Consider the following 22,000-nt stretch of genomic DNA (forward strand, 5'->3'; position numbering starts at 1 on the left):
GACTCCGCCTCGGCTGGGACAGCCGAGCTACTATTTGTGGCATAGGCTTCCAGCCTGTGAACCGACGAACTCGCCAGAGTTTGGAAGGGGTCTTGGTTAATCCTCGGCCGGGACAGCCGAGCTACTATTTGTGGCATAGGCTTCCAGCCTGTGAACCGACTCCGCCTCGGCTGGGACAGCCGAGCTACTCTGGGTCTCCCTGCTTGATTCCCCTCTCGGGACCTGCCACCATGGGGACACACACCGGAGGGGATCGGCTCACGCCAAGTGGGACGCACCCCGGACGCTTCAACATGAGTTCAGTCCGAACCGGGGCCACGGCATCAGCTGGCATGCGGTTCGGCGGGGCAGGGGAGTGCCATGTTAGCGAGACTGAAAACCTTTACCCTGCTGGGCATCGACGCCATGCCCGTCGACGTGGAAGTCGACCTCTCTCCGGCGGCGCTGCCCAAGACGATTCTGGTGGGCCTGCCCGATACGGCCGTCAAGGAAAGTGCTCACCGCGTCGAACGGGCGATCGTCAACAGCGGTTTCATTCGCCCGCAGGACCGCGTCGTCATCAATCTCGCTCCGGGCGACCTGCAAAAGCAAGCCGCCGGATTCGACTTGCCGATTTCCCTGGGCGTGCTGGCCGGCAGCGGCCAATTCCAGTCGGACCTGTTGGAAGACTATGCGGTGATCGGCGAACTGGCCCTCGAGGGCCAAACCCGACCGATCAAAGGTGCTCTTTCGGTGGCCATGGAAGCCGCTCGCCGCGGCGACGTCAAAGGCATCGTCGTTCCCACGGCCAGCGCCAGCGAAGCGGCCGTGGTGGAAGACATCGAAATCATTCCCGTGGACAGCCTCGCCCAGGCGGTGGGGTTCTTCTGTGGCGAGCTGACCCTGGACCCGGCGCCCAGCCGCATCGGCGAATTGTTCGCGGAGCTATCGGCCTACGACCTGGACTTCGGCGACGTCCGCGGCCAAGAGATGGGCAAGCGAGCCCTAATGCTGGCCGCGGCGGGGAGGCATAATCTGTTAAAGGTGTAGCCGGTTTGCCCTCAGGCTAATCTTCGATCAATGCCCCGAACAAAAGCACCGGATCGGGTGTCTATACTGGCTAAAAACTACGCCACCATCCAAAGTTGTCCACGCCTTGTAACAAAGCTTTGTACACAATGAACCGAAACGCGATGGCAGGAGAAGACTTCAAAAACGGTGCCACGATGCGGGACCGTAGGGCGCGAAAGCCTATCAATTTCGTCAAGTCTGACACTGGTGAGGCCGTAGCATTTGTGCCACTTGAAGTACTTGACTGGAAAGGCACTGAAGTAGCGTTTGAAGCGCCGAACGTCGCTGCCCTGTTCTTTAGCAGTGCGGAAAGGTCTTTACACAAGGCACGGGATTTGTTCACAAGCCTTTGTGACTTGCACAAGACCGTTGACAGCTATGGCATGGTCCCGAAGTCTACACTAAGCTCAATCTATGACTACCTGGAGGAGATACAGACATCTATCGTGTCAGTCTATAGCGGAGCAGAAGCCATAACGAACTTGGCCATACCGGACGACTACACACGAACGGTTGTCAACAGCAAGCAAATCGAAGAGACATGGACAAAAAAAAGCATCGAAAGATGGCTTAGCCTTACGGAAAAGATTAGCAAGATCTTGCCTGGCATACTTGGTACACCAGGGCCGCAAGGGAACCCGCACTGGTCCGACTTCAAACGCCTTGAAGCACTACGCAATGAAATCGTGCATCCCAAAACTGAGTCGCGGGACATAGCGAAAGTCACGCAGACATTAGCTTCGCGACTTATGCATATAAGCGTTTTTACGTACATCGGGTCCGGGTTCGAAGTCGCTCGGACGATTGCTTTGAGCGACGCATCTCACGTTGAATTCCCGACCGGGTTTGGCAATGCGCAACAAGGCGTGGTAGTCGTAGACGAGTTCCCCAAAATGACGCCCTTTAACAGGCAGCGCGAAACAGATAGCACTTAGCACAGCTCAATACGATCGCATGCTAAGTACCAGCCCCAAACGCCTGCCACAGGGCGTCCAGGTCCGGCCCTGCCACCGTCAGCGACTTGCCGTTGCCCTCCTTTAGCAGGGTGTACCCAGTGGCTAAGCTGCCAGGTGGCACTAGGTCCACCCGCTCGCCGGTCCTAAACCGCACCCGGTAAACCCGGCCCTCCCGCGACATGCGACGCGCCAGGACGTGCTGGGCAAAGGCTACGGCCCGCTTGGCCGGTCGCAGGTCATATTCCTCCACCTGCTCCACAATGGTGTCCACCTCGTCCAGCTGCGGGTCCCGCTTGGGGCCCCTGCGGCGTGTCTTGCCGCTGGCGGTCTTGGTGGCCGGCCCAGGGGTCAGGGTGCCATGCTTGGACGCGTCGTAGGCGGTCGCAAAGCCCACGGGGTAGACGGCGATGCTGTTTATAAAGCTGCGCAGGTGGACGTTTAACTTTGCCCGCATGTCCGCAGCGCCCGGCTCGTCGATCGCGGCCCGCAAAGCCGCTAGGTCCGCCTGCCAGGTCTTTAACGTTTTGGCGTCTGCAGTCATGCGGTCCAGCTCTGCCGCGTCCGCCTTTGACTGAGCTTCTTTTTCGTCCCTGCTTCTAACTCCGCTTACAAAAGTCTCGCTTGAGTAGCGCGGTGACGTAGCGGCGAAGGAAAGGGGGACGTCTTTTCTGACGGGCCGAAGGTCCAGCTCTATAACAGCCCAGGGCAAGGCAACGCGAGGAACGAGCGTTGTCGCCGCCCTGGGGGACGTCCGCATTTTTTTGCGTCGCCGGCCGCCCTTTTGGCGGCACGGGCCGCCAAAAGGGCGGCCGGCGACCCTAGCTGCGCTCCCCCCGTTCCCAGGGCGGCACTCCACTCGCAAGCTCGCTACGTTTCCCCTGGGCTGGCATGGGGCTGGACCTTCGGCCCGTCAGAACCCACACATTGAAACACTGGCCTGACGCCAAAGGACACGGGACTGGACACGAACTTGTAGAGGTCTTGCAGCCGATGCTGTGGCTCTCTGTCAGGCCGAAGAACCTGACGTACTCGGCCCTGCTTGATTCTCGGTGCGCGACCTGCCACCATGGGGGTTCACGACGAACTGCGGGGGGCAATCTTTTCTGATGTTGGCTCGACTAAAAACCTTTACCCTGCTGGGCATCGACGCGATGCCCGTCGACGTGGAAGTCGACCTCTCTCCGGCGGCGCTGCCCAAGACGATTCTGGTGGGCCTGCCCGATACCGCCGTCAAGGAAAGTGCTCACCGCGTCGAACGGGCGATCGTCAACAGCGGTTTCATTCGCCCGCAGGACCGCGTCGTCATCAATCTCGCTCCGGGCGACCTGCAAAAGCAAGCCGCCGGATTCGACTTGCCGATTTCCCTCGGCGTGCTGGCCGGCAGCGGCCAATTCCAGTCGGACCTGCTGGAAGACTATGCGGTGATTGGCGAGCTGGCCCTCGAAGGCCAAACCCGACCGATCAAAGGTGCCCTTTCGGTGGCCATGGAAGCGGCTCGCCGCGGCGACGTCAAAGGCATCGTCGTTCCCACGGCCAGCGCCAGCGAAGCGGCCGTGGTGGAAGACATCGAAATCATTCCCGTGGACAGCCTCGCCCAGGCCGTCGGGTTCTTCTGTGGCGAGCTGACCCTGGACCCGGCGCCCAGCCGCATCGGCGAATTGTTCGCGGAGCTATCGGCCTACGACCTGGACTTCGGCGACGTCCGCGGCCAAGAGATGGGCAAGCGAGCCCTGATGCTGGCCGCCGCCGGTCGCCATAATCTGCTGATGCTCGGGCCTCCGGGCAGCGGTAAAACGATGCTGGCCAAACGGCTGCCGACGATCCTGCCGGAATTAACCGCGGCGGAATCGATCGAAACGACGCGGATCTACAGTGCGCTCGGCCAACTGCCGGCCGGGCAACCGCTGCTGGCCAAGCGTCCCTTTCGCAGCCCGCACCATACGATCAGCGACGCCGGACTGGTCGGCGGAGGCAGCCCTCCGTCGCCGGGTGAAATTTCCAAGGCCCACAACGGCATCCTGTTCCTGGACGAATTGCCGGAGTTCAATCGCAAGACCCTGGAAGTGATGCGCCAGCCGCTCGAGGACGGCGTGGTCACGATCAGCCGGGCGATGCGATCGACCACGTTCCCTTCGGATTTCATGCTGGTCACCGCGGCGAACCCCTGTCCCTGTGGCTACCGCACCGATCCCCGCCGCACGTGCAACTGCACCATCCCACAGATCGAACGATACATGGGCAAGATCTCGGGACCGCTGCTCGATCGCATTGACATCCACATCGAGGTGCCGGCCGTTCCGTTTGAGGAACTGTCCAGCGCCGCGGCCGGTACGACCAGCCAGCAGATGCGGGAGGCCGTCTCGCGAGCTCGACAGGTACAGGCCGAACGGTTCGCCGGCAGCAAAACGCGTTACAACGCCCACATGAGCAGCCGCGACGTGCGCCGCTACTGCCAACTGAATGCCGTCTGCCAAGCCCTGCTGCGCCACAACGTCGAAGAGATGGGCCTGAGCGCGCGCGCCCACGACAAGATCCTGCGGGTGGCACGGACCATCGCCGACATCGACGGAGCCGAAGACATCGACGAGTCCCACCTACAAGAAGCCGTCAACTACCGCAGCATGGACAAAGACGTCTGGACGTAGGTGCCGGCCGCTGGCCTGCATTTTGACCTCTTGAGCCGTTTCTTAGCCCGAAGGGCGGCACAGCCTTTGCCGGCGGTGTCACCGCCTGTCGAATTATTCGAAAACGCATTGCTTATGTGAACCGTTTGGGCGATAGCCCCGGTTCCTTGACATAAACCAACCGGGGCTATCGCCCAAACGGCTCAGAGAATGAACTTCAGTCCGTACCGCACAGCCTAGTAGTTGACCGGCGGGTACAGCGAGGTGCCTTTGGCCAGCGGCGGCAACTGGTGGTTGCGCGCCGGCTCGACGGGACGCGGCTCTGCGGAACGCTCTGCTGCGGAACGGGTGACTGCCGGACGCCGGCATCCGAAGAAGCCGCGTTGCTCGATCACTTCGGCGACCGCATCGGGAACGTGCTGCTTCCACTCCGGCTCGCCCGCTTCGATCTGCCGCAGCACCTCGCGTGAAAACGTTTCCAGGTGCTGAGGGTTGTGGTTGTCCAGCTGCTCGATGCACCCTTTGTCGACCAAGTACTGGTACAGGCTGCGGATCTCCGGTGCAACCTCCAGACTTTCGACGGTGGTCAGATCGCCGGAGTGTCGATCCAGCAGCGGGTAGATGTACAGTTTCAAATCGTTCTTGAACATCCGCCCGAACGATTCCAGAATCCCGCCGTCGAGCATCGTGTAGTATTTTTCGTCGAACAATTCGTACAGGCTGCCGGCGCCCATCGTGATGGCGATTTTGTTTTTGGTGTAACGCGACAGGTAGGCCGCCAACCGATAGTACTCGAAGTAGTCGCTGATCAGGACGGTCATGCCGCAGGCGGCCAACACGTCGGCTCGAGCCAGGAAGTCGCGCAGGTCGATGTCGCCGTTGGCCCGCAGGTTCCGCATCGTGATCTCGGCCAGCGTGACCACCTCGTCGGCCTCCACATCGGCCTCGGCCTGAAACTTTTCCTGCGCCGCTCGCAGCATGTCGACGTTGACGTGGGTCACGGGCCGGAAACTGCCCCGTTCCACGAGGATGGGTTTCTTGTACAGAACTTCCGAAGGCTGCAGGACTTCGCCACTGGCCGAGAACATCGCGGCGTTGCTCAGCCCCAGCTGCACCAACCGCAGGCTCATCACGCGGTTGTCGACGTGGCGGAAAGCGATCCCCGAGAACTCGATCATGTCGATCTCGATCCGCCGCGTATTCAAGCCGTCCAGCAGGCTTTCGATCAATTGATCGGGTTCATGATTCAGAAAGAACGCGCCGTACAACAGATTGACGCCGACGATCCCCAGAGCTTCCTGCTGCAGGGCGTTTTCGGTGTCCAGCATCCGCACGTGCAACACGATCTGGCTGTCCTGGTCACGAGGGTGAGCCTGAAAGCGGATCCCCATCCAGCCGTGGCAGTCGTTGGTGCCCTTGAAATTGCGAGCCGATACGGTGTCGGCAAAGGCGAAGAACGCGGTGGTATCGCCGCGGCTCTCCTGCAACCTTTCGAGGTTCAGCGAGTGTTCGTGGTCCAGCATGTCTTCCATGCGTTGCCGACACACATAGCGTTCGCAGCGGCCGTAGATCGCGTCGCTGACCGACATGTCGTAGGCCGACATGCTCTTGGCGATCGTCCCGGCGGCTCCGCCGACGCGGAAGAACCAGCGAACGACTTCCTGGCCGGCACCGATCTCGGCGAACGAGCCGTAGCGCCGCGGATCGAGGTTGACGGCAAGAGCTTTGCTTTCAGTGTTCGGTCGCGTCGAATTCGTCGAATTCATACCCAGCAGTCCCCAAGGTTCGCAGTTCGGCTATCGGATCACCTAGATATGGGAGACGCTGCGGGTGCGGGCCGAAGAAAACGTACCGATCAGGCAAGATTACCGGGCCAGCTGTCGTTGCAATCGTAACGACCGTCCCAGTCCACAGAGGCGCCAGCGGCCTGTCGATTGATTCGAAAACGCGTTGCTGATGTGAGCCGTTTGGGCGAACGCCCCGGTTATGCGGGGACGAAACCGAGGCTAGCGCCTAAACGGCTCGATACATCAACCGTCCGCGAGCGTGGTCGGATCAGTCGCTGCGGCGGCCTCGCCAGTCGAAGCCGGACAGCTGGGCCAGGGTTACCGCGAGGGCCTGGGTGCCGTCGCGGCCGTGGCCGTTGGCCTGGAGCGATTGATACAGCTGCTCGGCCAGCGCCAGCCCCGGCATGCACAACCCCATGCGGCGGCTCTCGGCAAGCGCGATCCCCATGTCTTTGATGAAGTGTTCGACGAAGAAGCCCGGATCGAAATCGTTGTCGATGATCCGCGGACCGAGATTGCTGAGGGACCAACTGCCGGCCGCTCCGGAAGCCACCGAACGCAGCACCGTGGGCAGGTCCAGGCCTGCCCGGTGACCGTACACCAGAGCTTCGCAGACGCCGATCATGCCGCTGGCAATCAGCGTCTGGTTGACCATCTTGGTGTGCTGGCCCGCGCCGGCCGGTCCCTGATGCACGATGGTTTTCCCCAGCAGCTCGAAGCAGGGGCGCACCCGCCCGACGACCGCCTCGTCGCCGCCGATCATGATCGACAGCGCGGCTTCGCGAGCTCCGCGATCGCCGCCGGAGACCGGGGCGTCGAGCGCCGCGACGCCTCGCTCGCCGGCTCGGGCGTAAATCTCCTCGGCCAACGACGGCTGGCTGGTCGTCATGTCGACGATCACGTCTCCGGCCTTCGCACCGGCCAGCACGCCTTGATCGGGGTCGAGGAACACGTGCCGCACGTCCGGCGGGAAACCGACGATGGCAAACACGACATCGGACTGCTGGGCGACACCCCGCGGCGTCGCCGCCCACTGCGCCCCGCGGTCGATCAAACTCTGGGCCTTCTCCCGCGTTCGCGTGTGGAGGGTGACCCGGTAGCCGGCCGCGAGCAGATGCCCGCACATGCTGGCGCCCATCACGCCGGTGCCGATCCAGCCGATGCGGGTTTTCTCCGGGGTAACCACCTCCCGCGGCACGTCATCCCGCGGCACGTCATCCTGCGACACGTCGCCGGCGCTACTGTCCTCGACCATGTTTTCCTTTCTTCGGGGACCGCTACAGTTCTTCGACCACGTTGCTGGTCTTTTGGGTGATCTTCTGCTCGAGCACCTGTCCCGGAGCCGCTTCGACCTTCAGCGTGAAGACCTGTTCGATGTCGGAGCGAATCAATCGTCCGGCTTGGTTATCGAACAGCATCACGCCGGTGCTTTTCTGATCGCCGAACTTGATGCTCGGTCCGCCCTCGGGGGCTTCGAAATCCATCGTCATATCGACCCTGATGCTGTGCAGGGGCCGGCCATCGACTTCGACCGGACCTTCGTAGGTGTAGGTGCTGTCGACCTTCATATTGCCGACGGGCGTTTTCACCTCGGACCCGCTGGTCCACGAGTCGCCCTCCTGCATTGCCTGCTCGGGAAAGACGGGCGAGACCTTCTGCATCATTTCGCCCAGCTTCTCGGCCGACATCATGCCGCCGCCGACGGCACCCTGCAGGCCCGCCAGCGCTTCGTCCGGAATCTTCACGTCGGACACCTTGCCGCGCGGGCTCATGCGGTTGCGGATCTCGGCTCCGACCATCGGCCGCAGCATCGCTTCCAGCTGGGCGGCTTGCCCTTCTTCCTCGGCCGGTTGATCGGTGTCCAGAACCATCTTGCCGGTCACCGGGTTTTCGATGGTCATCAGGATCCGCGTGACTTCCGAGAGGATGGTCGCCGAGCCATCGGGGTGGACTTCGGTCGTATGCCACTTCGACCACGTCTTATTGGTCGTCGAACTGCTGACCGTCGTCTCGGCAACTTTCATATCCTGGGTCATCTCCTGCGACATGACGACCTTCAGGTTTTGATCGGTGTTGAATTTCCAACGCAGCTGAGCTCCCTGTTCCGCCGCGTCCTGATCCGCCGCGGCTGGGGACGAATCGGCTTGGGACGAATCGGCGGGTTCCGGAGCCGGCGAGTCCTGAGCCACCCCCAGGCCGGCACAACCGAACGACAACAGAACAGCAAGACAGAGCGAACGCATAGTGCGAGCCTTATGAAGGTGGGTGGGGAACATGGAATTGGACCTTCATCATTGTAGCCAACGGCTCAGCCGCCGCGCTCCGCTCTTTTTTTGCGGCTCAGCTTTTCCATGAACTTGCGTTCGCGGCGAGTCAGGCTGGCTTCGCCTTCGCGATGGATTTTTTCCAGGATCCGATCCGATTCGGCTTCCTCTTTGGCGGTCTGCTTGTCGGGATCATGCACCCGCAGCCGGGGCCCCGAACGCAGCTTCGGAAGCCGTTTGCTGCCGGCGGTGGTCCACGCCGTCAGGTTGACCTGTTGGAGGTGGTAGAGGGCGGCGAAAGCCATTCCGGCCAGGTGAACGTCGTAGGCGGTGCGGCCATCGCCGGAGATCGCTCCCAACAGGTTCAATACCGCAAACCCCACGGCCGCGATCCAGGCCTTGACCGGAATCGCAAAGAACAGCAGCACGGTGGCGTGCGGATACAGAAAGGCGAACAGGATCGTCACCGCCTGCACTCCGCCCGAGGCGCCGACGACCGAAGCGGCGGGCGAAGCACCGGTCAGGAAGGCGTGCACGCCCCAGACGATGCCGCCGAGCAGGATCGAGACCAGATAAAACCGCAGGAACTCGCCGCGCCCCAGCCGCTGCTCGACGGCGTTGCCGAAGAAGAACAGGACCAGCATGTTCATTCCCAAGTGCAAAATATCGTCTTGGGCATGAGCAAATCCATAGGTCAGGAACTGCCACCACAACCAGGGCTTGGCCAGCGTATCGCCGTGGACGGCCATCCATTCGAATAACAGGTGCACGCGGACCGGGTTGCCCATCGAATCCATGCCGGTCCGCTGGACCAACAGGTTGATCAGGAACAGGGCCACGTTGACGACGATCAGGATCGTGGTGATCGACCGCTGGGACCGGCCCCCCAAGCCGAACCCACCCCCCGAGCCGAACCCGCCCCCCGAGCCGAACCCGCCCTGCGAGCCGCCACCGAAACCAGAATCGCCGGAGCGTGAGTATTCGCGATCGTACAGGCCCATAGTTTTTAGGACAGACTCAGCAAAGGGGGGAGGAAGAACATTTCGCGTGCCCGGTGGCGTCCAGGCAGTCTTATCCTAGCCCCGTACCAGGCCTTTCGGCTAGTTGGGACGCTGGTTAAAACAATCGCTTGCCCCACCCATTCCCCCAGACCAGAGGCTCTCTGGATGTCCGATTCCACTTCTTCTGTCCAGGTGGGTGTCATCATGGGCAGCCGCAACGATTGGGAGACCATGCGAGCGGCCGCCGAGACACTCGCGACGTTGGAAATCCCCCACGAAAGCCGCGTCGTGTCGGCTCATCGCACCCCGCAGGAAATGATGCAGTACGCCGCGGGAGCTCGCGAGCGGGGCCTGCGAGTGATCATCGCCGGGGCGGGCGGGGCGGCGCACCTGCCGGGCATGGTCGCTTCGGAAACCACGCTGCCGGTCATCGGTGTGCCGGTCCAAAGCCGCGCCCTGCAGGGCCTGGACTCTTTGTTGTCGATCGTCCAGATGCCCGGTGGCATCCCCGTGGCGACGATGTCGATCGGCACTTCCGGCGCCAAGAACGCCGCCCTGATGGCCGCACGCATCCTGGCCCTATCCGACGACGCCCTAAGGACGCGGCTCGAAGCCTTCATCCAGCAGCAACACGACGACGTCGTGGCCACCGCGGAGCTGCCCTGATGAGCGACGCACCACACATTATCGAGCCCGGCGCGACGATCGGGATGTTGGGCGGCGGACAACTGGGTCGCATGTTCATCCAGGCGGCCCAGCAGATGGGTTACCGCGTCGTCGTTCTCTCCGACGAAGCCGGCGGCCCGGCCGCTCAGGTGGCAAGCGAGGTGATCGCCGGTGATTATGCCTCGCACCACCTGGCCGCTCTGGCGGACAAGTGCCAGGTGGTGACGCTGGAATTCGAGAACATCCCGGACGACGCCGTGCGAGCTCTGAGCGGTTCCGTGGCGACCTATCCCAACGCTCGGATCCTGCAGACGGCTCAGGACCGCAGCCTCGAGAAACAAACCATGGCCGACTTTGGCCTGCCCGTCACCCCGTTCCGAACGATCGCCAATCCGGCCAGTGACGAAGGCCGAGCGCTGCTCAAGCAAGCCAGCGAAGAACTGGGCCTGCCGATGATCCTGAAGACGGCCCGCAGCGGCTACGACGGCAAGGGCCAACGCAGCGTCCACAGCCTCGAGGAACTGGCCGACGCCGCCGCGGCGTTCGGTTCCCAGCGGATCGTGGCCGAGCAGCGGATCGCGTTCGATCGCGAGGTGTCCGTGTTGGTCGCCCGCAACCGCCACGGCGAGATGGCCGTGTATCCGTTGCTGGAAAACGATCATCGCAATCACATCCTGGCCGAGAGCATCTGTCCGGCGGACGTGCCCGGAGCGGTGGCGGCCGAAGCGGACCGGATCGCTCGCACGGTCGCCGAACGGCTGGACCTGGTGGGATTGCTGTGCGTCGAGATGTTCTTGATCGATGGCAACCGCCTGATGATCAACGAGATCGCTCCGCGGCCGCACAACTCCGGTCACCTGACGATCGAAGCGGCCGTGACCAGCCAATTCGAACAGCACGTCCGCGCGGTCTGCGGCCTGCCGCTGGGCTCGACCGAGCTGCGCTGCCCGGCGGCAATGGTCAACCTGCTGGGCGACCTCTGGCCTTCGGGCGGCGGCTCGCCCTGCTTTGCCGAAGCCCTCAAGGTGCCCGGCGTCAGCTTGCACCTGTATGGCAAGGCCGAAGCGCGGGTGGGTCGCAAGATGGGCCACTTGACCGCCGTGGGCAGCAGCGTCGCCGAGGCCCGCGATCGGGCTCGCCAGGCCTACCGATGCGTGGGCGGCTGAGCGGCACCGGTGGCCGCCTCGCCAGTTTGCGCGAGCAGGATTAAGATCTGCACAGCGTTTCTATGTCTCGCCCTCGTTCCGTTTTGTTCCAACCCTCCAAACCGCCATGTTTGAAACGGTTTCCACCGCTCCGCCGGACGCCATCTTGGGGCTCACCGAAGCCTTCCAGCAGGATTCCAATCCGGAAAAAATTAATCTCAGCGTCGGCGTCTACAAGGATGCCGAGGGCAAGACGCCGGTGCTCCAGTGCGTCAAAGCGGCCGAGCGGCGATTGATCGAGGACGAAGCCACCAAGTCGTACCTGGGCATCGACGGCCTGCCGGAGTACCGCAGCCACGTCGCCGGGTTGCTATTCGGCGAGCGGGTGCCGGCCGAGCGGCTGGCCGTGATCCAGACGCCCGGGGGCACCGGAGCGGTGCGGCTGGCGGCGGATTTCGTCAGCTCGCAGTTCGCCGGCGCAAAAGTCTGGATCTCCAATCCCACCTGGGCCAATCACCAGGCCATCTTTCAAGCCGCCGGCCTGCCGATCGAAACCTACCGCTACCTGAACGCCCAGCGGACGGGGCTGGATTTCGAAGGACTGCTTGCCGATTTGACCTCCGGTCCGGTCGCCGGCGACGCCGTGCTGCTGCACGCTTGCTGCCACAACCCCACGGGCGTGGACCCGACGGCCGAACAGTGGCAACAGATCGCAGCCGTCCTGAAAGAGCGCCGTTTGCTGCCGATCATCGACTTTGCCTACCAGGGCTTCGGCAGCGGCCTGGAGGAAGACGCCGCCGGACTACACACGATCCTCGACCACGTGGGCGAAGCCTTGGTGTGCAGCTCGTTCAGCAAGAACTTTGGGCTGTACAGCGAACGCGTCGGAGCGTTGACCCTGGTGGCCGAACAGGCCGACGCGGCCACGGCCGGGCGGAGCCAGCTGAAGCGGCTGGTGCGTTCCAATTACAGCAATCCACCTCGACACGGCGCCTCGGTCGTCGCTACGGTGCTGGCCGATTCGGCGTTGACCGCCCAGTGGCATCAGGAATTGGCCGAGATGCGGCAGCGGATCGCGGCGATGCGCCAGGCGTTCGTCACGCGGATGCGCGACAGTGGCGTCGAACGCGATTTTCGCTTCCTGCTGGACCAAAACGGCATGTTCTCCTTCAGTGGGCTGAACCCCATGCAGGTGGACGAGCTGCGCAGCCAACACAGCGTCTACATCGTCGGCAGCGGCCGCATCAACGTGGCCGGCATGACCGAGGAAAACCTGCCGCGGCTGTGCGAGGCGATCGCTGCGGTGCTGTAGGCGCCGCGGCCGGAGCCGACATGTGAAGACCGCTGAAACGGGTCCTCGAACAGGCCCAGCGCACGGACTCCCCGAATCAGGAAAACGCCGACTCCCCGCCGCTGGACCAACTAGACTAGCGGCTCCGTTTCGGCTCGCCTGCCCCAGCTCCCCTCGGAGGCCCATCGTGATCTCTCACCACGCCGCTCGCCTCGCCCTGGCATCGCTGCTGTCCTTGTGCTGCCTTGCCGGTCCGACAACGGTCGCCGCCGCGGCGGATCTGATCGTCGACAATGTCCGCGGCAGCGATTTGCAAAACGACCGCGGCCTGCTGGGCACGCCGCCCACGTTCGGTCCTTACCGCACGATCACCCGGGCCCTGGCTGCCGCGGGCCCCGGCGACCGCATCGTGCTGACCAAAACCGACCGGCCCTACCGGGAATGCATCAGCCTGACCGGCCTGACCCACAGCGGCACGCCCACCGAACCGCTGACGATTCTGGGCAACGGTGCGACCCTGGACGGCAGCGAACCGGCACCGGCCGAATTTTGGCAGGCCCAGCCGCGGCAGCCGGACCTGTGGGTCCTGCTGCGCACACCGCCCGGCTTTGGCCTGTTGTTGATGCCAGAACCGGCCCTGCAGCGCGTCCTCAGCACGGGTGGACCGGTTCCCCTGGCCCAGCTGAAACCGCTGGACTGGACCCGCCAGAACGGCCGCATCTACCTCCGCACCGAACCCGGCCTGGGTCCGCGGAACTATCCCTTGCGAGTCACCCGGCAAACCACCGGGATCACCCTCTACGACGTCCAGCACGTGGTGATCGAAGACCTGACGGTGCGCGGCTTTCGCATCGACGGCATCAACGCGGCGGACCGCGTGACCGAGGTGCTGCTGCGAAACGTGACGACCTTGGAGAACGGCCGCAGCGGGGTCAGCGTCGGCGGAGCCAGTCGCGTCGTGCTCGAGGGCAGCGTCAGCGCGGGCAACGGCGAGAGTCAACTGCGAACCGAAGGCCGCGGTGCCTTGGCCTTGCGCGAAGTCGTCGCCGACGCCACCAGCGCCCCGGCGGTCGAACAAGACGGCGGCCGCCTGATCGGCAAACCGCTGGAGTAGCGCTGCAACATCCTCTTAGCTTTGGGGCTGGCCGTAGCTGAAGTCGCCAGACTTTGGTTGTTGGTTGTTAGTTGTTAGTTGTTAGTTGTTGGTTGTTGGTTGTTGGTTGTTGGTTGTTGGTTGTTGGTTGTTGGGGAAGCGTTTTCCAAACTCTGGCGAGTTCAGCTACGGGGCGCTGGAGTCTAGGCTTTAGCCGATTTCCGCCTGAACTGCATCGCCCAAAAGGCTACACACCAGCATCCAATCTCTGGCGAGATCAGCTACCTTTTCGCCGTCCCGTTCCAAACTCTGGCGAGTTCAGCTACGGAGCGTTGGAGTCTAGGCTTTAGCCGATTTCTGCCTGAGCTGCATCGCCCAAACGGCTACACACCAGCATCCAATCTCTGGCGAGATCAGCTACGGAGCGCTTCGTTCATGGTATTCTGGGACATCTCGGGGCGGCACAACGGCGGGCCGCCGGCGACGTGAACGCGAGCCCAGTGGTGGCAGATGGACCTCGACCAGCGACGCCTGCGCCTTCAGCAGGTCTTGGACGCATTGATTCACCTGGATGACTTCTCCAGCCGCGACGTGCAGCAGCGTTGCCAGGAACCGCAGGGCGGCTACGTCACCCGCACCCTGCAGGACCTGGTCAACACGGGCGTGCTGGAGCAACAGGGCGGTCCCCGCAACCGCCGCTTTCGCTGGGCCGTGCCCCGAGCTTCTTTCCGGCCGGCCGTCTGGATCGATCAACAGCTGCACGGTGACCAGGTCCGCGAGCTGCCGCCGGAGGAACGACCGCGGGAAAAACTGCTTCGCGACGGCCCAAGCACGCTGTCGACGGCCGAGTTGTTGGCGATCCTGATCCGGGTAGGCGTCCGCGGTGAATCGGCCGTGACCGGCGGCCGCAAGCTGGCCAATCGCTTCGCCACTCGGCTGCCGGAGCTGCGCGAGCACTCACGGCTGGAGCTGCGTGAGATCACCCGCGCGGTGACGGCCGCGAATTTTTGCCAGATCCAGGCCGGCATCGAACTGGGCCGCCGCGTCGCCGAAGCGGAAATCGCCGCCAGGCAGAACCGGCAAGCGACCAAGATCACCAGCACCTCGGCCGCGGTCGCCTACTGCGCCGAACAATTCCGCTACCTGGCCAACGACGCCACGCAGGAAGAGTTCCACATCGTCACGCTGGACACCAAACACAAACCGATTCGCACCCACCGAATTACCGTGGGCACGCTGGACGCCAGCCTGGTGCATCCGCGCGAAGTTTTTCGGCCCGCGATCCGGGATGCAGCATCGGCCGTCCTGTTGGTGCATAATCATCCCTCCGGCGACCCCACGCCCAGCCGCGAAGACCATCAGGTGACCGAGCGTCTGACCGAGGTCGGCGGGTTGATAGGCATCACGGTGTTGGATCACATTATCGTCGCCAGCGAAAACTGTTTGAGCATTCGAGAGGTTTCATGATTTGGATTCAGGTGGGCGTCGCCGTCGCGGTGGTGCTGGTTGCCATCCTGTGGCTGCGGCTGCACGCCTTGCTGGCGCTGTTGGCGGCGGGGTTGTTGGTCGCGGTGACCACCCCGGTCGAAGCCCTCGAACAATTCGCACTCGGCCAAGTCGAAGCCGGCAAGTGGACGGCGCAAGCCGCCGAGGATTTCGTCACCAGCGGCCCGGCCGATCGCCTGGCCACCGCGTTCGGTTCGACCGCCGGCAACGTGGGCATCCTGATCGCCATGGCCAGCATCATCGGCGTCTGCCTGCTGGAAAGCGGCGCGGCGCAGACGATCATCGATCGCGCCCTGGCACTGGTCGGCCCCAAGCGCGTGCCGGAAGCGCTCATGGCCAGCTCGTTTCTGCTGGGGATTCCGGTTTTCTTCGACACGGTTTTCTATCTGATGATCCCCCTGGCCCGCACCCTGCGGCGCCGACTCGGCGGCGATTATGTGCTGTTCATCCTGGCCATCCTGGCCGGCGGTTCGCTGGCCCATTCGCTGGTCCCACCCACGCCCGGGCCGCTGCAGGTGGCCGACACGCTGGACGTCGACGTGGCCACGCTGATGCTGACCGGATTGGTCGTCTGCGGCTGCAGCAGCGTCGTCTCGCTGGGGATCGCACGGGGCATCAATCGTTTGATCACCGTGCCGCTGCGTGACACGGCCGATCAATCCGCCGGGGACGGAGCGGCGGAGGCGGAGCAGCAAAAGGAACTGGGACTGGACGACCGCGGCTTGCCGGGGCAGGTGGGGCCGGCCGAGGAGGCTCGACCGACCGGGCCGCCGCTGCTGTGGGCCCTGCTGCCGATCGTCCTGCCGGTGGTCTTGATCGGTTTTGGAACGGCCTTTCGCATGTCGGTCGGCCGGCACCCGGTCGTGGAATTGCTCAGCGACAAAAACGTGGCGTTGGGACTATCGGCCGCTGTGGCGCTGTTGCTGCTGCGGTACGGCCGCTGTGCGGATGCCGACCACCGCCGGCGGCGCAATCAGGCCGTCGGGCGGGCGTTGGCCGGCGGGGCAACGATCATTCTGATCACGGCCGCGGGCGGCGCCTTCGGGGCGATGCTGCGGCAAGCCGGCATCGCGGCGGTGGTGGCCGACCTGGTCCACGGCGGCTCGGGCCTGAGCGTGCTGGCGATCGCGTTTCTGGTCACCGCGGCGATCCGCACCCTGCAGGGTTCGGCGACGGTCGCCATGATCACGGCCGCCGGACTGCTGCAGGATCTGGCCACGACCGGCACGCTGCCCTTTCATCCGGTGTACCTGGCGCTGGCGATCGGCGCGGGCAGCAAACCGATCTCATGGATGACCGACAGCGGTTTCTGGGTGATCTGCAAGATGAGCGGCATGACCGAATCGGAAGGCCTCCGCACGGTCACGCCCATGATGACGGCGATGGGCTTTGTGGCTCTGGTCATCACGATGCTCGGCGCAGTCCTCTTTCCCATGTAACCTTGCCCTGTTATGGCTCGCAGACGCACCTCGCCGAATTCCGACGCGCTGAATCGCATGAGCGACGAGGAGCTGCTGCAAACGCGGATCTGCGACCTGGGAATCCAACTCGAAGGATCGAATCTCGAGCCGCGGATCGCGCAGGTCTACGACGAGCTGAGCCAACGCGGGATCCGCCACCGCCCCCACTGTTGGCTCAGCGACGAGTGGTACTCGCCCTCGGGCATTCCGGGAATCGCGATCCCCTTTTACCTTGCGCATCCGCGGCTGGTACGCCTGGAACGCCGGCAGTTGTTGGAGGTCGAAGGCGGCACACGAGAGAGCTGTTTGAAAATCCTGCGGCACGAGGCCGGGCATGCGATCGACACCGCGTACCGGCTGTCGCGGCGGCCCACCTACCGCAGGCTGTTCGGCAATCCCAGCCGTCCCTACCCGCGGTACTACCAACCGCAACCCTACAGCAAACAGTACGTCCTGCATCTGGATCTGTGGTACGCCCAGTCGCATCCGGTCGAAGATTTTGCCGAAACCTTCGCCGTCTGGCTGCGGCCCAACGGTCGCTGGCGAAACCGCTACCGCAACTGGCCCGCGATCAAGAAACTGGACGCCATCGACACGATGATGGCAAGCATCCGCGGCAAGAAACCGGCCGTCACCACCCGGCGCCGCGTCGACCCGGTGCACCGGATCACCAAAACGCTGGGCGAGCACTACGAAGCCAAACGCAGCGATTACGGGTTGAATCACCCGCGGTTCTATGATCGCGATCTGCGCCGATTGTTTTCCGCCGAAACCCGTCACAGCCGCAACATGACGGCCGCCCGGTTTCTGACCAACGTGCGGTCGGAACTGCGCCGCAGTGTGGCTCAGTGGACCGGCGTGTATCAGTACACGATCGATCAAGTCCTGTCGGAGATGATCTCGCGCTGCCGCGAACTGAAACTCCGCATCGGCGACGCGCCCGAGCAGACCAAACGCGATGCGACCATCCTCTTAACGGTGCAAACCATGAACTATTTGCACGAAGGCAAGCACCGGATCGCACTATGAGCAGAAAACTTCGCGTGCTGGCCTTGGTTCGCGAGGGGCACGTGCCGCCGGAATCGACCGAGGGATACAGCGACGACGAGATCGACGCCTGGAAAGCCGAATTCGACGTGGTCGATACGCTCAAGAGCATGGGTCACGAGGTGCTGCCGCTGGGCGTGTACGACGACCTGGGACCGATTCGCAAAGCCCTGCGAGACTTCGAACCGCACATCGTCTTTATGTTGCTCGAGGAGTTCCATGGCGTGGTCACCTACGACCACGCCGTGGCCAGTTACCTGGAACTGATGCGCCAGCCCTACACCGGCTGTAACCCCCGCGGGATGCTGCTGTCCAAGGACAAATCGCTGTGCAAGAAGATCCTGGCCTACCACCGCATCCCGTCGCCAAAGTTTACCGTCTTTCCCCGCGGCCGCCGCATCCGTCGTCCGAAACGGCTGGCGTTTCCCTTGTTCGTCAAATCGGCCACCGAGGACGCCTCGCTGGGCATCTCACGCGCCTCGATCGTCCGCAGCGACGAAGCTCTGATTGAACGTGTCCGCTATCTGCACGAATTGACCAAGGGAGACGTGCTGGTTGAACAGTACGTCGAAGGCCGCGAGATCTACGTCGGTGTGATCGGTAACGAGCGTTTGCAAACCTTTCCGACCTGGGAACTGCTGTTTTCCAAAACGCCCGACGACCAACCCAAGATCGCCACCCGGCACGTGAAATGGGACCGCGACTATCAAGAACGCCACGGGATCATGACGCAAGCCGCTGAGGGTCTGTCGCCGGCGGTCGACGCACGGATCCACAAGATCTGCAAACGCGTCTATCGGGCGTTAGGAATGAGCGGCTATGCCCGGATGGACCTGCGCGTGACGGCCGAAGGGCAGGTGTACGTGATCGAAGCCAACGCCAATCCCAACATCGAATTCGGAGAAGACTTCGCCGAATCGGCCGAAAGCATCGGCATCGGTTACGAATCATTGCTACAGAGGATTATTAATCTGGGCCTACGCTACCGAGCCCCGTGGCAATGGTACGTGCCGGGGTAGGGGAGTTGGTTGATGGTTGATGGTTGGTGGTTGTTGGTTGTTGGTTGGTGGTTGATGGTTGTTGGTTGGTGGTTGATGGTTGATGGTTGGTGGTTGATGGTTGATGGTTGATGGTTGATGGTTGAGCCGAAGCCCGCGGCCGCTTTGCAGCCCGCGTGCGGGTTGTCCGCTCGGACTCCAAGAGTTAGACCGGCAGCGGCCTCCATACAATCCATGCCGCAATCATTCCGCCCGACCGCCGGACCAGCCCGAAGGGCGGCACAGCCCCTGCCGGCGGTGTCAACCGCCGGGCCTCTCCCCCCCCAAACAAATAAAAGCCCCGGAGGGGCGATACAGACAGTGCGCACCTGTGTCGCCCTTCGGGCTAAGCATGTTCAAGGTGCGTGTATCCGGGGACTCACGTCCCCGGCAGGGGCTATGTCGCCCTTCGGGCTAAGAGCCCGCGTGCGGGTTGTCCGCTCGGACACCAAGAGTTTGACCGGCAGCGGCCTCCAAACAATCCATGCCGCAATCATTCCGCCCGACCGCCGGACCAGCCCGAAGGGCGGGCCGCGGCGCAGACCGCCCTAACACCGTTCGCTTCCCCACCTGATACATTACACTTCCAACTTGTGTTCCGAAGCCCTTGAGGAGATAGCGGTGTCCGAACAAACGATCCAGCCCATCGAGCGTATTCTCTTTCCGACCGACTTTTCGCCCGCCGCCGATGCCGCCTTTGCGTACGCCGAGCGGCTGGCGTGCAGCACCGGTGCGGAACTGCTCGTCCTGCATGTTCCACAAGACGTGCCCACGGTCGGTCCGCTGGAGAACCCGGACCGCGAGAAGAAGCGTCAGCTGCAGGCCGTTGGGTCGCGAATGTCAGACATCAAGATCGAACGCATGTTCTATGCGGGAGCCCCCGGCGAGGTCATTTGCTGGATCGCTCAGGAACATCGCTGTGATCAGATCGTGATCGGGACCCATGGACGCACCGGCCTGATCAACCTGTTGCTGGGCAGCGTGGCGGAGTACGTCGTCCGCCACGCCCGCTGCCCGGTGTTGACCGTTCCGAGCCGGCCGCGCGACGAGGCGCCGTTGAAGGACCCCTCGCTTTCCTATCCACCGCCCATGATTCAGCCGCTATGAATCACGCCGAACGCGTTCGTGGTGAATACGCCAAACTGGCCGCCGATTACGATCAGCGCTGGAGCCGTTATACGGATGCTACCCTATCAGAAACGCTGGCTTCGCTGGAACTCGAGGGCACCGAGCGGATCCTGGACGTACCGATCGGCACCGGTCCATTGGCCGAGCGATTGTTGGCCAAATGGCCGGACCTTAACATCGCCGGCGTGGACGTGAGCCCCGAGATGCTGGAGCAGGCCGCGCAGAAACCCGAACTCTCTAGCGTCCAGATGCAGGAGGCCTGCGCGTCGGAGCTGCCTTTCGAAGACGACGCCTTTGACTGCGTCTTCTGCGTCAACAGCTTTCACTTCTTTGCCGCCCCCGAAGCGTCGCTGCGAGAGATGCGTCGAGTCCTCCGCGATGGCGGACGGCTGGTCCTGGTCGATTGGTGCGATGACTACCTGATCTGCAAACTGTGCAGCCTGTGGCTGCGGTTGGTCGATCCCGCCTTCCATCGCACTTACACCGTGGAGCATTGCCAGCGGATGCTCCGCGAGTGCGGTTTTGAAACCGTCACCGCTCGGCGTTTTCGCGTGAGCTGGCTGTGGGGCATGATGCGAATCGAAGCCGGCTGAAGTCCGCCGAGCGGCACCGGTCAATCGAACAAACAAACCGGCGCATTGAGCCGTTTGGGCGATAGCCCCGGTTCCTTGACATAAACCAACCGGGGCTATCGCCCAAACGGCTCAAGGGGACCGGAACTCGATACCAACCAACAACCAACAACCAACAACCAACAACCAACAACCATCAACCATCAACCATCAACCAACTCCCGGTCGTACAGGCGGTGGGTTTTGGTTTTGTCGGCGCCGCCGCGTTCGATGGTTCGTCGCGACAAGCTATTGCTCTCCAGCACCCAGGAGAACTCGCCGATCTCGATGCCGAACTCCAGCGCGTCCGGGACGATGCGTTCGAGCGTGACCAGGCCGAGCCCCCATTTCTGGTATTCCGGCAACACGTTCGTGCTGACCAGCCGCACCCGCTTGAGCTTCTTGCGATCGGTGAACAAGCGGATCCAGCCAAAGGGAAACAGCCGCCCGTTGATCTTCTTGATGATCGGATTGAAATCCAACAGTCCGAACCCGGCGCCGACCGGTTTGCCGTCGACCTCCGCCAGACTGGTCACCTCGGGCACGAGCAGATGTTTCAGCCCCTTGGCCTGGTGATCGATCTCGGCGTCGGACATCGGCACGTAGCCCCAGGTGCCTTCCAGGGAGCGATTGTAGATTTCCAGAAAGATGCGAACGTCGCGAGCCAGATTCTTTTTATCCAGCGGACGGCAGTTCACGTCAAAGCGACGTTTGACCTCTTCCAAAATGAACAACAGCTTCGGATCCAGCTTCTGCAGGATGCTGACGTGGGCATCGTAGCTGTACAGATCCTCGCGTTTTTCGAAACCGGCCCCTTGGATCAAGGCGTCGTGGTAGGGCGGGTTGTAGGGGATCATGAACGTCGGCGGCGTATCAAAACCGTCGATCAACGTGCCGCACTCGTAGTTCAAACTGGGGCTGGTCGGCCCCCGCACGGCCGTCATCCCTTGCGTTTTCAACCACTCGCAGGCCGTATCCAACAACAGCTTGGCAGCCTCGGGATCATCGGCGCATTCAAAAAACCCAAAGAACCCGCGCCGCTCGTCGTAGCGACGATTGTGGGCGTGGTTGACCAGGGCCAGCACGCGACCGATCACCCTGTTATCGCGAGCGACCAGGAAGGCCTGGCCATCGGCATCGTCCCAGAAGGGGTGTTTCTTGAACCCCACGACCTCTTTCTGATGGCTCCAGATCGGCGGCACCCACAGGGGATCGTCCCGGTACAGGTCCTTCAACACGCGCATAAACGCCCGACGATCCGCTCCGGTACTAACGGGCCAACAACGCAGTGCTTCAGACATGTATTTTTGGTGCCTCGAGGAGTGGCGACTGTA

19 protein-coding genes are annotated in these 22,000 nt (G+C 62.9%); 13 read left to right on the plus strand and 6 right to left on the minus strand.

All coding sequences use genetic code 11. The annotated features are described in order from the left end of the window. The first annotated feature begins 360 nt into the window (after nt 1-360). Both GE027_RS17560 and GE027_RS17565 read left to right on the plus strand, forming a co-directional pair. Nucleotides 361-1,029, plus strand: coding sequence for a magnesium chelatase domain-containing protein (locus tag GE027_RS17560; RefSeq protein ID WP_153558527.1), 669 nt, complete (start codon nt 361-363; stop codon nt 1,027-1,029). A 128-nt stretch (nt 1,030-1,157) separates the two neighbouring features. Then, a complete protein-coding gene (locus GE027_RS17565) occupies nt 1,158-1,985 on the plus strand; it encodes a hypothetical protein (RefSeq protein WP_162006784.1) in 828 nt (275 codons plus the stop codon). Nucleotides 1,986-2,007: 22 nt separating this feature from the next. On the opposite strand, the gene GE027_RS17570 is transcribed toward GE027_RS17565, so the two are convergent. After that, nucleotides 2,008-2,547, minus strand: a complete 540-nt coding sequence (locus GE027_RS17570) for a hypothetical protein (protein ID WP_153558529.1) — start codon at nt 2,545-2,547, stop codon at nt 2,008-2,010. A 565-nt stretch (nt 2,548-3,112) separates the two neighbouring features. Between GE027_RS17570 and GE027_RS17575 the strand changes: the two genes are divergently transcribed. After that, complete coding sequence (locus GE027_RS17575; RefSeq protein WP_153558530.1) at nt 3,113-4,651, plus strand: YifB family Mg chelatase-like AAA ATPase; 1,539 nt, start codon at nt 3,113-3,115, stop codon at nt 4,649-4,651. Between the two features lie 215 nt (nt 4,652-4,866). Here GE027_RS17575 and GE027_RS17580 read toward each other — a convergent pair whose 3' ends face one another. From GE027_RS17580 to GE027_RS17595, 4 genes are all read right to left on the minus strand, one after another. Continuing rightward, nucleotides 4,867-6,396: a TonB-dependent receptor gene (locus GE027_RS17580; RefSeq protein ID WP_237607620.1), complete on the minus strand. Its 1,530-nt coding sequence runs from the start codon at nt 6,394-6,396 to the stop codon at nt 4,867-4,869. A 289-nt stretch (nt 6,397-6,685) separates the two neighbouring features. Further along, nucleotides 6,686-7,672, minus strand: a complete 987-nt coding sequence (locus GE027_RS17585; protein ID WP_153558531.1) for an NAD(P)-dependent oxidoreductase — start codon at nt 7,670-7,672, stop codon at nt 6,686-6,688. 22 nt (nt 7,673-7,694) lie between these two features. Further along, complete coding sequence (locus tag GE027_RS17590; protein ID WP_153558532.1) at nt 7,695-8,660, minus strand: DUF6263 family protein; 966 nt, start codon at nt 8,658-8,660, stop codon at nt 7,695-7,697. Between the two features lie 65 nt (nt 8,661-8,725). Beyond that, nucleotides 8,726-9,682, minus strand: a complete 957-nt coding sequence (locus GE027_RS17595) for a rhomboid family intramembrane serine protease (protein WP_153558533.1) — start codon at nt 9,680-9,682, stop codon at nt 8,726-8,728. Between the two features lie 165 nt (nt 9,683-9,847). On the opposite strand from GE027_RS17595, the gene purE reads away from it, so the two are divergent. The 10 genes from purE to GE027_RS17645 all read left to right on the plus strand — a co-directional run bounded on the left by purE (nt 9,848) and on the right by GE027_RS17645 (nt 20,648). Continuing rightward, on the plus strand, nt 9,848-10,348 hold the full coding sequence (gene purE / locus GE027_RS17600; RefSeq protein WP_153558534.1) for a 5-(carboxyamino)imidazole ribonucleotide mutase: 501 nt from the start codon (nt 9,848-9,850) through the stop codon (nt 10,346-10,348). Next, on the plus strand, nt 10,348-11,514 hold the full coding sequence (locus GE027_RS17605; protein WP_153558535.1) for a 5-(carboxyamino)imidazole ribonucleotide synthase: 1,167 nt from the start codon (nt 10,348-10,350) through the stop codon (nt 11,512-11,514). The genes purE and GE027_RS17605 overlap by 1 nt, the downstream gene beginning before the upstream one ends. A 106-nt stretch (nt 11,515-11,620) precedes the next feature. Then, nucleotides 11,621-12,805, plus strand: a complete 1,185-nt coding sequence (locus GE027_RS17610) for an amino acid aminotransferase (RefSeq protein ID WP_153558536.1) — start codon at nt 11,621-11,623, stop codon at nt 12,803-12,805. Between the two features lie 166 nt (nt 12,806-12,971). Further along, entirely contained in the window at nt 12,972-13,898 is a 927-nt protein-coding gene (locus tag GE027_RS17615; RefSeq protein ID WP_153558537.1) for a right-handed parallel beta-helix repeat-containing protein, read from the plus strand. Nucleotides 13,899-14,387: 489 nt separating this feature from the next. Then, complete coding sequence (radC, locus tag GE027_RS17620; protein WP_153558538.1) at nt 14,388-15,344, plus strand: RadC family protein; 957 nt, start codon at nt 14,388-14,390, stop codon at nt 15,342-15,344. Next, on the plus strand, nt 15,341-16,822 hold the full coding sequence (locus tag GE027_RS17625; protein WP_153558539.1) for a GntP family permease: 1,482 nt from the start codon (nt 15,341-15,343) through the stop codon (nt 16,820-16,822). Before radC ends, GE027_RS17625 begins: the two co-directional genes overlap by 4 nt. Before the next feature lie 12 nt (nt 16,823-16,834). Next, a complete protein-coding gene (locus GE027_RS17630; RefSeq protein WP_153558540.1) occupies nt 16,835-17,872 on the plus strand; it encodes a putative zinc-binding metallopeptidase in 1,038 nt (345 codons plus the stop codon). Next, a complete protein-coding gene (locus tag GE027_RS17635; protein WP_153558541.1) occupies nt 17,869-18,909 on the plus strand; it encodes a D-alanine--D-alanine ligase family protein in 1,041 nt (346 codons plus the stop codon). Before GE027_RS17630 ends, GE027_RS17635 begins: the two co-directional genes overlap by 4 nt. Nucleotides 18,910-19,548: 639 nt before the next feature. Beyond that, the gene (locus tag GE027_RS17640; RefSeq protein WP_162006785.1) at nt 19,549-20,034 is read left to right on the plus strand and encodes a universal stress protein; all 486 of its coding nucleotides are present in this window, start codon (nt 19,549-19,551) and stop codon (nt 20,032-20,034) included. Next, nucleotides 20,031-20,648, plus strand: a complete 618-nt coding sequence (locus GE027_RS17645) for a class I SAM-dependent methyltransferase (protein ID WP_153558543.1) — start codon at nt 20,031-20,033, stop codon at nt 20,646-20,648. The genes GE027_RS17640 and GE027_RS17645 overlap by 4 nt, the downstream gene beginning before the upstream one ends. A 182-nt stretch (nt 20,649-20,830) precedes the next feature. Here GE027_RS17645 and GE027_RS17650 read toward each other — a convergent pair whose 3' ends face one another. Beyond that, nucleotides 20,831-21,967: a GNAT family N-acetyltransferase gene (locus GE027_RS17650; protein ID WP_153558544.1), complete on the minus strand. Its 1,137-nt coding sequence runs from the start codon at nt 21,965-21,967 to the stop codon at nt 20,831-20,833. Nucleotides 21,968-22,000: the final 33 nt, after the last annotated feature.

The sequence above is a fragment of the Roseimaritima sediminicola genome (assembly GCF_009618275.1).
Classification (GTDB): domain Bacteria; phylum Planctomycetota; class Planctomycetia; order Pirellulales; family Pirellulaceae; genus Roseimaritima; species Roseimaritima sediminicola.

What these genes read in the sequence shown, in the direction of transcription:
- GE027_RS17635 (WP_153558541.1), top strand. Translation starts at nt 17,869, where the DNA reads ATGAGCAGAAAACTTCGCGTGCTGGCCTTGGTTCGCGAGGGGCACGTG.
- GE027_RS17580 (WP_237607620.1), bottom strand. Translation starts at nt 6,396, where the DNA reads ATGAATTCGACGAATTCGACGCGACCGAACACTGAAAGCAAAGCTCTT.
- GE027_RS17650 (WP_153558544.1), bottom strand. Translation starts at nt 21,967, where the DNA reads ATGTCTGAAGCACTGCGTTGTTGGCCCGTTAGTACCGGAGCGGATCGT.
- GE027_RS17630 (WP_153558540.1), top strand. Translation starts at nt 16,835, where the DNA reads ATGGCTCGCAGACGCACCTCGCCGAATTCCGACGCGCTGAATCGCATG.
- GE027_RS17625 (WP_153558539.1), top strand. Translation starts at nt 15,341, where the DNA reads ATGATTTGGATTCAGGTGGGCGTCGCCGTCGCGGTGGTGCTGGTTGCC.
- GE027_RS17585 (WP_153558531.1), bottom strand. Translation starts at nt 7,672, where the DNA reads ATGGTCGAGGACAGTAGCGCCGGCGACGTGTCGCAGGATGACGTGCCG.
- GE027_RS17590 (WP_153558532.1), bottom strand. Translation starts at nt 8,660, where the DNA reads ATGCGTTCGCTCTGTCTTGCTGTTCTGTTGTCGTTCGGTTGTGCCGGC.
- radC (WP_153558538.1), top strand. Translation starts at nt 14,388, where the DNA reads ATGGACCTCGACCAGCGACGCCTGCGCCTTCAGCAGGTCTTGGACGCA.
- GE027_RS17575 (WP_153558530.1), top strand. Translation starts at nt 3,113, where the DNA reads ATGTTGGCTCGACTAAAAACCTTTACCCTGCTGGGCATCGACGCGATG.
- GE027_RS17595 (WP_153558533.1), bottom strand. Translation starts at nt 9,682, where the DNA reads ATGGGCCTGTACGATCGCGAATACTCACGCTCCGGCGATTCTGGTTTC.
- GE027_RS17645 (WP_153558543.1), top strand. Translation starts at nt 20,031, where the DNA reads ATGAATCACGCCGAACGCGTTCGTGGTGAATACGCCAAACTGGCCGCC.
- GE027_RS17560 (WP_153558527.1), top strand. Translation starts at nt 361, where the DNA reads ATGTTAGCGAGACTGAAAACCTTTACCCTGCTGGGCATCGACGCCATG.
- GE027_RS17565 (WP_162006784.1), top strand. Translation starts at nt 1,158, where the DNA reads ATGAACCGAAACGCGATGGCAGGAGAAGACTTCAAAAACGGTGCCACG.
- GE027_RS17570 (WP_153558529.1), bottom strand. Translation starts at nt 2,547, where the DNA reads ATGACTGCAGACGCCAAAACGTTAAAGACCTGGCAGGCGGACCTAGCG.
- GE027_RS17605 (WP_153558535.1), top strand. Translation starts at nt 10,348, where the DNA reads ATGAGCGACGCACCACACATTATCGAGCCCGGCGCGACGATCGGGATG.
- purE (WP_153558534.1), top strand. Translation starts at nt 9,848, where the DNA reads ATGTCCGATTCCACTTCTTCTGTCCAGGTGGGTGTCATCATGGGCAGC.
- GE027_RS17610 (WP_153558536.1), top strand. Translation starts at nt 11,621, where the DNA reads ATGTTTGAAACGGTTTCCACCGCTCCGCCGGACGCCATCTTGGGGCTC.